Here is a 1,084-nt window from a genome sequence, read left to right on the forward strand (position 1 = left end):
TGGCCTACGACAATATCTGCAAATACTTATCAGAAGCATACCCATCAGAGTTTTTTCAGTGGGTATTGGGTAAACAACCTAGAGATATTCAGGTACTTAAAACCGAATTAAGTGCTGAACCAATTCAGGCTGATGCTCTGAGTGTACTCCAAAGTACTAACCAAATTCTGCACCTAGAATTTCAAACCCTACCCCCATCCGAGCCACCATTACCATTTCGGATGTTGGACTATTGGGTCAGATTACAACGTAAATACCGATGTCGGATTGAGCAGGTGGTAATTTTTTTAAAGTCTACGACCTCACAGATGGTATTCAATAACGAATTTAGGGATACTAACACCTGGCATCGTTATAGAATAATTCGTCTTTGGGAGCAAGACCCTCAACCACTGTTGGCCAATCGGGCTTTGTTACCCTTGGCAACTTTAGCTAAGAGCAATAACCCTAATCGATTGTTAGAGCAAGTGGTTGTGGAAGTGGATAGAAGCGATGCAGCGCGGTCTTGGGGGTTTCCCCCATGAGCGACTGCATCAAGACATTGAAGAAAAACCATTACGGGGAAACCTAGCGGCCTGTGTGGATGTGCTGGCTGGTTTGCGGTTTGAGAAAGATTTAGTGCGTCGATTGTTGTCAGAGTAAATTATGGAAGAATCAGTCACCTATCAAGATATTATTCAAAAGGGACGCCAGCGTGGCAAGCAGGAGGAAGCGGTATTAATTGTTATCCGTTTGCTAACTCTGAGGTTAGGTTTACTTGACCCTGTGCTCCAACAGAAGATTGAGGGATTATCCATTACTCGATTGGAGGAATTGAGTGAAGCGTTGTTGGATTTTGAGACAGCAACGGATTTAGCGGTTTGGTTGGATCAGCAGCAGTAGTGCGTTCTTTATTCTTACGGTAACTTCAAGATCTGTTGCATTTTTCCAGGGATTCCGCTATAATGTTGATATTGGTAGCGGAAGGGTCGATGCTAACTCAAGTTAATAATCTTCGTTTAGACAGGCAACAGATTTTGGCTCTCAGGCAAATGTGTCATTTGAGCAAGAATATGTTCAACGTGGGTTTATATAACGTCCGTCA

General features: G+C 43.2%; 1 pseudogene. It reads left to right on the plus strand.

Annotated features, from left to right (window positions below):
* Positions 1 to 882, plus strand: a pseudogene (locus F6K38_RS42860) (Rpn family recombination-promoting nuclease/putative transposase); the annotation flags it as partial.
* Positions 883 to 1,084: the final 202 nt, after the last annotated feature.

The organism is Moorena sp. SIO3B2 (genome assembly GCF_010692525.1).
Lineage (GTDB): Bacteria > Cyanobacteriota > Cyanobacteriia > Cyanobacteriales > Coleofasciculaceae > Moorena > Moorena producens.